Source organism: Azospirillum sp. UFLA03-27, assembly GCF_059803775.1.
In genome coordinates this window covers 1-8871 of record NZ_JAUQTX010000264.1, presented here as the reverse complement: position 1 = coordinate 8871, position 8871 = coordinate 1, and the positions used below count along the sequence as shown (strand labels likewise).

9 protein-coding genes are annotated in these 8871 nt (G+C 62.4%); 4 read left to right on the top strand and 5 right to left on the bottom strand.

Going from position 1 to position 8871, the window contains the following annotated elements; translation table 11 throughout:
• Positions 1 to 109: 109 nt before the first annotated feature.
• Positions 110 to 1291, bottom strand: coding sequence for an HD domain-containing phosphohydrolase (locus tag Q4I23_RS27290; RefSeq protein WP_498528290.1), 1182 nt, complete (start codon positions 1289 to 1291; stop codon positions 110 to 112).
• A 171-nt stretch (positions 1292 to 1462) separates the two neighbouring features.
• On the bottom strand, positions 1463 to 1750 hold the full coding sequence (locus Q4I23_RS27285; RefSeq protein WP_498528289.1) for a hypothetical protein: 288 nt from the start codon (positions 1748 to 1750) through the stop codon (positions 1463 to 1465).
• Between the two features lie 503 nt (positions 1751 to 2253).
• Here Q4I23_RS27285 and Q4I23_RS27280 point away from each other — a divergent pair.
• On the top strand, positions 2254 to 2697 hold the full coding sequence (locus tag Q4I23_RS27280; protein ID WP_498528288.1) for a response regulator: 444 nt from the start codon (positions 2254 to 2256) through the stop codon (positions 2695 to 2697).
• A 199-nt stretch (positions 2698 to 2896) separates the two neighbouring features.
• Positions 2897 to 4096 (top strand): cache domain-containing protein, encoded by a 1200-nt coding sequence (locus Q4I23_RS27275; protein WP_498528287.1) that lies wholly within the window; start codon positions 2897 to 2899, stop codon positions 4094 to 4096.
• Here the strand turns inward: Q4I23_RS27275 and Q4I23_RS27270 are convergent.
• Both Q4I23_RS27270 and Q4I23_RS27265 read right to left on the bottom strand, forming a co-directional pair.
• The gene (locus Q4I23_RS27270; RefSeq protein WP_498528286.1) at positions 4065 to 6044 is read right to left on the bottom strand and encodes a glycosyltransferase family 2 protein; all 1980 of its coding nucleotides are present in this window, start codon (positions 6042 to 6044) and stop codon (positions 4065 to 4067) included. The genes Q4I23_RS27275 and Q4I23_RS27270 overlap by 32 nt on opposite strands.
• Positions 6044 to 7255 carry an HlyD family secretion protein gene (locus tag Q4I23_RS27265; protein ID WP_498528285.1) on the bottom strand — a complete coding sequence of 404 codons (1212 nt, stop codon included), beginning with the start codon at positions 7253 to 7255 and terminating at the stop codon, positions 6044 to 6046. Before Q4I23_RS27265 ends, Q4I23_RS27270 begins: the two co-directional genes overlap by 1 nt.
• A 222-nt stretch (positions 7256 to 7477) precedes the next feature.
• On the opposite strand from Q4I23_RS27265, the gene Q4I23_RS27260 reads away from it, so the two are divergent.
• On the top strand, positions 7478 to 7684 hold the full coding sequence (locus tag Q4I23_RS27260) for a hypothetical protein (protein WP_498528284.1): 207 nt from the start codon (positions 7478 to 7480) through the stop codon (positions 7682 to 7684).
• Between the two features lie 280 nt (positions 7685 to 7964).
• On the top strand, positions 7965 to 8258 hold the full coding sequence (locus tag Q4I23_RS27255; RefSeq protein ID WP_498528283.1) for a hypothetical protein: 294 nt from the start codon (positions 7965 to 7967) through the stop codon (positions 8256 to 8258).
• A gap of 10 nt (positions 8259 to 8268) precedes the next feature.
• Here the strand turns inward: Q4I23_RS27255 and Q4I23_RS27250 are convergent, their stop codons facing one another.
• Positions 8269 to 8718: a response regulator gene (locus Q4I23_RS27250; protein ID WP_498528282.1), complete on the bottom strand. Its 450-nt coding sequence runs from the start codon at positions 8716 to 8718 to the stop codon at positions 8269 to 8271.
• Positions 8719 to 8871: the final 153 nt, after the last annotated feature.

Here is an 8871-nt window from a genome sequence, read left to right as displayed (position 1 = left end):
GGGGCATGGCCCGCGCCCAGCTCGCCATCCTCTTCGAGGACCGGTTCACGCTCGCCTGATCACAACCGGCCCGTACATGGAATTCCTGACAGTCCCCACTGTGGTGGCATCAGCGGCCGGGCACGAGCATGCCTGAGGGGGTGTCGCGGAACTGCTGCTGGATGGCTGCGATGGCGCTCATGTCCGTGAGCAGGGCAGCGACACAGTCCGGATCGAACTTCCGACCCGCCTGCTCACGAAGGAAATCCGCCGCAGCCTCGTTCGTCCACGCTCCCTTGTAGGGGCGTTCGGAAGTGAGCGCGTCGAACACGTCGGCGACCGCGACAATGCGGGCTTCCAGTGGAATGGCCGCGCCAGAAAGGCCGTTGGGATAGCCGGAGCCGTCAAAGGCCTCATGGTGACAACCCACCACATTGCGCAAAATGGTGGCGTGCGGTAGGGCGCCAAGGCCGTGGTCGTGAATCATAGCGTGGATGATATCCAGGCCTTTGGTTACGTGCGTCTTCATGACCTCGAACTCGTCCGGCGACAGCTTGCCGGGCTTGAGCAGGATGCTGTCCGGCACCGCCACCTTACCCACATCGTGCAGAGGTGCGTACTGGAGCACGTACTCGATGAACTCGTCCGAAAGGCCGTGCTTCGACGCGATTTTTGCCGCAACAAGCTGAGCGTAGCGGCTCATGCGGTTGAGGTGAGCGCCGGTCTCCTCGTCGCGGTAGTGGCTGACCTCGAGGGCCGTGTGCACGGCCGCCAGCATGGCGCGTGTGCTGGTCATCTCGGACGCAACGAGCACGCCGATGACCCGCCGGTACGGCATGAGAGCCGACACGATGGGTTCGGTGAAGAAGCCATCCTTCCTTGAGTTCAAGAAAAGGAACCCATACAGGTTGCCCTGCCAGTGAATTCGGCTCACGTAGCGTGAGCGGAAACCCTGCTTGAGTAACCTGCCGCCTGGTCCGGTGGAACCGGGGGCTGACGTGACCGCGTTGTCTATCCAGGGGCGTCCCGTCTCGGCGACCGTCTGCAGAAGAGGATAATCGCACAGCCTGCCGGAAAGGGGGTCGAACGGCCGCGGGCCGACGTTGCTCTGAACGAACGTACGGACCCGCTCACCCTTGGGATCGTAGGTCGCCACGGCCATCCGGTGCAGATGCTCCAGCCTGGGCCATTCGCGGATTTCCTCGTGCAACGCCCGGAGTCGCTCCTCAAGGCCACCACTCTGTTCCATCCACGGATCTTCGCCGAACCCATAGACGAAACCGCCGACTGCCACTTCCCGCAATTGGCTCAACGACCGCCTCCCAGGTGGTGAGATTTGAAAGAGCACCACCCACTGATCTAACGGCGGAGATTTAACCCCGCCGATTCGCTGCATGTGTATGAGCGGTTGCTCAAGGACGGAGAACTCTATGGGAGGACCATTCCTCAGGAGGACAATAGTCCGCGTTGATTTGCATCAAATTCATTGATGATGGGAAGCGGAGCGTGATCCAACTGGATCAAAAGTTGAAGGCCGACTTCCATTTTCATGGAAGGTATTTGGCGACGTGGTTGGCGGGCATCGGCACATTATCGGTACATTAAGAGTGCCGATCAAAAGCTCGTTCGAGCTGAGCAACCACCTGCCCGGCGTCCCCTCCTGACGATAGGCCGCCTGGCTGGTGGCGGCCCGGCCGGAGGGAATTGTGAACGCCGCGATGGCGGCGCGCACGGCCGGGGTGGTGCGGGCGTTGGGATGGATCTGGTCCATGGCGGCTCCTCCCCGAAAGCCGCGGAGCCGGCGGTCGCTGCATTGGCCATGATCCCCGGTCTGTGCTCCCCGTCATCCCTGGCCTTGGCGGGCCACCGCCCAAAGGGCGGCGGTGGGGTTGACCGGGATCAGCCAGCCGGGGATTTGGGGCTCTTCATGGAGGCGATGGACCGCTGTGCGCCCTTGCTCCGTTTGACATGGCGCGCTCGGGCAAGCCCCGCGAACATCCAGCCATATTCCTGGATGGCCAAACAGACCGAATCCCAACAACGTTCCGCTATCACACAAATAAGATGGAGGAGATTAGCTCCCTCGATTTAGCAAGGAGCATTCCGCAAGAATGAGTGCGTAATCTTTGAACGCTGACGTGAAACATGATTGCAAAGTGCTTAAAAGCAGTTTCGCACCAATTGACACTCCACACGAACAAAGGCAATCATGCCGTGACATAGCTTCACATACCCAAGAAGATCAATTTGCATGCCGCTTAGGGAGGCATATAAATGCGTGTAATTATCATTGACGACAATGCCGGGGTGCGCTCTGCATTATCAATGATATTGCAAGAATGGAATTTTGAGGTTGCGTCAACAGACACTCTAATCGAGGCAGTATCTTATGCATCAATTTCGGATTTCTCTCCCGATGCTATCTTTTTAAATATTCCATTCTCCTTTCACTTAAATGATAAGGATAGCGTCAACGCTATATTCGATATATTGAATCGATTTTTTAAAAACTCATACGTGATTGCCATGACAGGCAATAGTGGTTCTCAGATTAGAATGGCCGTCGATAAGCATGGTTGGCCGCTCCTGCTCAAGCCATTCTCAGCAGAAACACTGCATATTGCTCTTGCTAGAGCCACTTACAACACAAAAGCTCAATTCAAATCTATCAATTACCTCTGGGAGCCGTTACGGAACGGGGTGTCTACGATGATCTGACGCATGGTATTCCAGACGGGGCAGCAGTGCTCGGGTAGGGTCAGTTCGCCATACTGCCGGCGGACTAGCTTCGGGCTGACACTCTCAGCCATAGGCGCCCCGGAAAGAAATCGTAAATAAGTAGATTGCAATTAACGTTATATATATACCTGCCTGCAATGATCTCCAACGGCAAATCATGCCGATAAGAGGTCATGGTATGACGAAGCGTTTGAAGTCCCTCGGCACCATTCTCCGTTTTGGCCTTGTCGGACTGTGCATTGTTCCCAGCGCCGTTGTAGGAGTCTACGCGAGTGCCTCCGTCGGGGAACGTGTCCGTACGGAAGCGGATAAGCATCTGCTGGACGTCAGCGCGCGGATCGCCGGCATGCTCGATCTGGGCATGCACGAACGCTGGCGCGACATGACGCTGGTCGCGTCGATGATCAATGCACAGGGTTCCCTGGAGCGGACAGATGATCTCCGTGACCAGCTCGACACGCTGAAGCGGAACGTTCCCATCTATGCCTGGATCGGCGCCGCGGAAACCGGCGGCCAAGTGGTGGTGAGCTCGCAACGGCTTCTTGAGGGTGTCGACGTGTCGGCCCGGCCCTGGTTCCGCGCCGGCACACAGGCGCCCTTCGCCGGCGATCTGCACGAAGCGCTTCTGTTGGCCCAGAAGCTGCCCCCGGCTTCCAACGGCGAGCCCTTGCGCTTCGTCGATATCGCCATGCCGTTGACTCGCAAGGATGGCGTTCCGCTTGGCGTTCTCGGTGCCCATCTCAGTTGGACCTGGGCCGACGAGGTCGCCGAATCCGTTCTGCAACGCGGCAGTGACGACAAGACGGACGTGGATGCCTTCGTGCTGAGCCGCGAAGGTGTCGTTCTGATGGGACCCAAAGACCTGCAAGGCCAGAAGCTCGACCTCGCCAGCGTGCGCGCCGGCGTGCAGGGGGTCACGAAGTCCATCCAGGAAGTCTGGCCGGACGGAAAGAGCTACTTCACCGCCGTGGCTCCGACCCGCGGTGAAGGCGAGTACCGCGGCCTGGGCTGGGTGGTTCTGGTCCGCCACGGCGCCGATCCCGCTCTCGCCGACGTCTCCGCACTCCAGCACCGCATCCTGTTTGCGAGCCTCGCCATGGCTGTCCTTGCTCTCCTGAGCGGCTGGGTATGGGCCGGACGCCTGTCACGCCCGCTGGAGCTGTTGGCCGAGGCCGCCCGTCGCCTCAGTCATGGCGACCTCGCGACGCCGGTACCACCCACGCGGGCCTTTGCGGAGGCGACGAGCCTGTCGACCAGCCTCGTCCAGCTCTCCATGGCGCTCGACTTGACCCTCGCGGCCAAGCGGCCGCCGGACACGCCGTCCACCCCCGCACATGCGGAACCGGTCAGCGCGTCGCGCGAGCCCGCAGCCCCGTGAGGATTTTTTCCAGGCTGATCGATCGGGCGCCGCCGCTGTAGCGCTCGGAATAGAGCTTGCGGATCAGGCGGTCGCGGACCTGTGCATCCTCGATGAAGCGCAGGGTGAAAGCGCCGTCCGCCTGTCCCACCAGCACGGCCTGCACCGGCCCAACCGCCTCGATGTGAACGAGAATCGGCGCCCCCGGCTCCGCATCGACCATTCCCCACATCCGCAACCCGCCGAGCGAAATGTCCAGCACCCGCATGCGGCGCGTCCGGCCGGCGGCCTCCCGGCCGATCAGTTCGATGTCGGCCTGCTCGTCGGTCCAGAACCGCTCGTCCTGCCGGTAGCGGGGCAACTCGATGCAGACCGCCATCGCCAGGGCCAGGGCGGCCAGATTGTAGAAGCTCCAGAACAGGACGATGACCTTGCCGTCGCCGGCGCCGCCCTGAGGGGCGTAGTCGGCCAGACCGGCGTAGATCATGCCGCCCGCGGTCGCCGCGGCCAGAAGCGCGAACCGGCGCATCATCCCCCATTGGACGGTCACCCGGTCCCGTTGCCCGCCCTTGGCCGTGACCTTGAACTTGTGGCCCTTCGGCTTGACGAGACCCACCGCCACCGCCTGGATGATCTCGAACATTGTCAGCATCTGGCTGACGTCATGCAGCAGCGGGATGATCTGGCCGCGGGTGGTCCAGTTGAGGGCGATCATCGCGGCCAGGAAGTAGGGCACGAAATACGTGATGACGTCGGGTGCGGTGGCGTTCACGATGCTGATGCCGAACCACCAGTACAGGATCGGCGCTAAGAAGCAGGCAAAGCGGAACGGGAAGGTAACTCCCCAGTAGAGGAAGGAATCGATCAGGCCCACCCGGTCGATCAAGCTGAGGGGGTTCTTCGAGAATGGGCCGGACGGGCCTCGGAAGATTTGGATCATGCCCAGGCACCAGCGCCCACGCTGGGTGACGTACTCCTTCAGCCCTTCCGGCGCCAGCCCGTCGCTCAGCCGCTCGTTGAGATAGACGGTGCGCCAGCCGCGTTCCTTCAGGCGGATGGTGACGAGGAAATCCTCCGTCACGCTGTCGGTCGGAAAGCCGCCGATGGCCTGCAGCCCATCCCAGCGCATCATGGACGAGGTGCCGCAGCAGAAAGCGATGCCCCAGGCGTCGCGGGATGCCAGCAGATGGTCGAAGAAAAAGCGCTGCTCGTCCGGGTAGGCGCGTCCGATCCGCAGATTTGACTGGATCGGATCGGGGTTGAAGAAATGCTGCGGGGTCTGCACCAAGCCGACCGAGGGGTCATGGAACAGCGCCAGGGCACGGCTGACGAAGGTGGAATGCGGCACGAAATCGGCGTCGAGAACGACGACGAAGTCAGGTTGCCGGGGCAGCCTCGCCAGATGCTGCAGCGCGTGGTTGATGTTGCCCGCCTTGGCGTGGCTGTTGTCCGGCCGCTGCAGATAATGGCAGCCCTTGCGCGCGCAGAGATCCCGCAGCCAGTCCCGCTTGCCGTCGTCCAGGACCCACACCCGCAGGCTTGGATGATCGATGCCCAGGGCACCGCCGATGGTGCGGGCGAGGATCGCCTCCTCCTCGTTGTAGGTGGTGATCAGCACGTCCACCTGCGGCGGGGCTTTCGGCGGCCACCAGCCGGCGTGCCGGTCGGCCTCGCCGCTGCGGTTCTTGACCCGGGACATCAGCGCGAAGGCCAAGGTCGAGCTGACCGTGGTCGCCGCTTCCAGCAGGGCGAACGCCCAGGCGCCGATCGCTTCGGCGTTGAACGCCAAGGGCGGAATCGACTCGGCGAAGCGCCAAGCCATGTACCGCCACCCCAGTAGGATGCAGAGGGTGAATAGCACGACCCGCACCCGGCTGTCGTCCGGTCGGCAGAAGGGCAGGATCGCAAGCGCCGCGCCGCAGACCAGAAGGGCCGGTGCGAAGCTCGCCTCGAAGGGCGAAAGAACCATCAGGCGAATCCCAGCCAGGAACCGACAGTGCGCAGAAGGTCGCGCGGCGTACCGGAGAAGACGACCTTGCCCGTCCGGCCGACGGCGCAGCCGGCCTCCGCATCCTTCAGCAGATCCGGGATCGCCAACGCCACGTCGAAGCGCTTCAGATGGTCCGCGCCCGGCGCGATGGCGAGGTTGTTGTAGACCGTCGCGGCGCCCGAACCGGCCAGGCGCAGCACTTGTCCGCTGAAGACACGGTTGGTGCCGGACAGCCGGAACTGCGCCGGATCGCCGACCTTCAGGCGGTTGTAGTCGCTCTCCGCGACGCTGGCGGTGACGATAACCGTGGAGCAGTCGAGCAGACGCAGCAGGTCCTGCCCCTTGCGCGCGTACTCGTCGTTGCCTAGGGGCGCTTCCCACACCAGCCCGTCCACCGGAGAGGTCAGGAAGGCGTCGCGGAGCTTCGCCACCCGCTGGCGTTCGAGCGCGATCTGCTCCCGGATCTTCGCCAAGCGCTGGGTACGCTCCTGCAACTCGGCGGACAATTCGCCAAGACGCAAATCCAACTCCTGGGACCGCTGGCTGGAATAGGGCGTGTCGTTGTAGGAGTCGCCGAGGAACGTGCCGTTGGAAGCCGCCTCCAATTCGGTGCGCAGAACATCCAGGCGGGCCGTGGCCGCGCGGATGTTCAAGCTGTTCACCTCATGCGCCGCCTGCGCCTTGTCCAGCATCGCCACCGACTGGACCCCGTTGACCCTCAACTCCTCCGCGCGCTTCAGGGCGGCGGTGGATTCGGTCGACTGCGCCTTGGCGCTGGACAGCAAGGCCTGCTGTTCGTCGATCCGGGCCTTCAGCTGACGAATGCGGCCGTCGCGATACGCTTCGGTGCGTTCGCGCAGTGTGGCCGCACTCGTCGTCATGCTGGCAATCTGTGCCTGGATGCGCCCGATGTCGGTGTCGAGCGCGCCAGCCACACGTTCCAGATCGAACAGGCGGGAGTCGTCGGCGCGGACATCCGTCAGGTTGCCGAGAGTCTGCCCTCGCTGAACCCGTTCGCCAATGGCGCGCGGTTGCAGCGAAAGCAGACCATCGATAGGTGCACGCACCACAGCGACCCGCGCATTGACGACCGCATCGGCGCTGACGACCGCTACACCTTCCGCAAGGACGATGTAGCCAGCTACCCCGGCGATCGTGAGGCCGGCGGCGAGCTTGAAGAGTTTGCGCATGACGGGAGTTGCCCTTAAGGCCATTAAAAGGACTCCGAACTTATTGCACGGAGTTGCTAAAATTGTGTTATCGACCAATGTGCCTTTGATACTACGACGCCGCAAGGATCGGGCGAGAGTATGCCATTGTAGTCATTGAGGTGCAGTGGGACGCCTCGAAAAACCGTAGCGTTGCCGGCGTTCCGGTGATTTCCTTGGCTTGAAGGCGACGGAAGACGGGACATGGCCGGTCAAGCTGGGCTGTTCGATCTTCAGGACCGCTACGCGGAGTTGAGCAAGAGCGGGGATCCACTGGAACGGCTGTTGTCGGTGGTGGACTTCGAAGTGTTCCGCCCGACGCTTGACGCGGCCCTGGGACGCAAGGATCGCTCCCGGGGGCGTTGTCACGTTAACTTGGATTGGACGTACGAGGAGGTCGAATGGCCGTAAGTCGGCCTTTTATGCGACCCTCCGGACGCATGTCTCCTGCTTCCAGACCTCGACGGCCTGGGTGCGGTAAGCGCGGTACTCGGCGGCGCTCATCCGATGACGGCGGGGATGGCTGTGCTGGTGAATGGGGCCATGGGCAGACAGGAATTGCTGTGCGTGCCGGAGTGACGTGAACCGCTTCATCCGCCGCTCCCGCTAGCGGGTCGGCTGATGCGAGTTCTCGGCCCGGTTGTTCAGGTAGCGACTTTGGCGATGTTCGACCTGCGGAATGATCGTCCGCTTGGCCATGGACGTCTGCGCCAGCATTGCTCGCCTGTACGCCGACGCCGGATACGATAGCGCCGACAACCGGTGGCTCTGCCTGCGTGAAGGCATCCAACCCCTCATCCGCAAGATCGGCCAGCCGCACGGCTCACGCCTCGGCCAAATCCGCTGTGTCGTTGAGCACGCCAATGCTTGGTTGCTCGCCAACAAATGCCTGGATCGCCGTCACGACCGGTTGGGCGCCATCGTCGATGCGCTGCTCAACGTAGCCTGCATCTTTGTCGTCGCGGCCCGCCTCGTTGAGTTTTGAAAACGCCCCTTTAGCCTTCGCCCAGTATCTCGTACACTTGGGCAAGGAACTGGTCTATGGCAATGGGCTTACCAAGAAGCCGTGTGCACGGCCCGAGTACTTCCTTGTCCGTGTCTGCATTGCCGGCGTAGCCGGTCAGAAACAGCACTTTCAGATTCGGCCGCATTGACCTAGCCGTTTCCGCAATCTGCTGTCCGCTGATGCCAGGCAGGCCGACATCCGTCACCAGCAGGTCAATCCCCGTCGGAGAGGCGAGAATGGTCAAGGCCGCGTTTCCATCCTCGGCCTCCAGGACCGTCGAACCCTGCTCCCGGAGCGCTTCCACAAGCAGCATGCGGACAATCGCTTCGTCCTCCACCACCAGCACGGTTCCCGTCACCGGCAGCGGCGGCCGATCGGGTGCCTTTTCGGGGGAGGATGCCGTCTCCGCACCCTGGTAGCGGGGAAGGTACAGCGTCACGGACGTTCCCCGCCCGACGGTGCTGGCGATGCGGACGCACCCCCCCGACTGCCGGGCAAAGCCGTAGATCTGACTGAGTGTCTGTTTGTAGACGTCAGGCGCTGCAGTCCTGGGCGGTCAGCCGCCGCAGACGCCTGGACAGGATGGAAACGA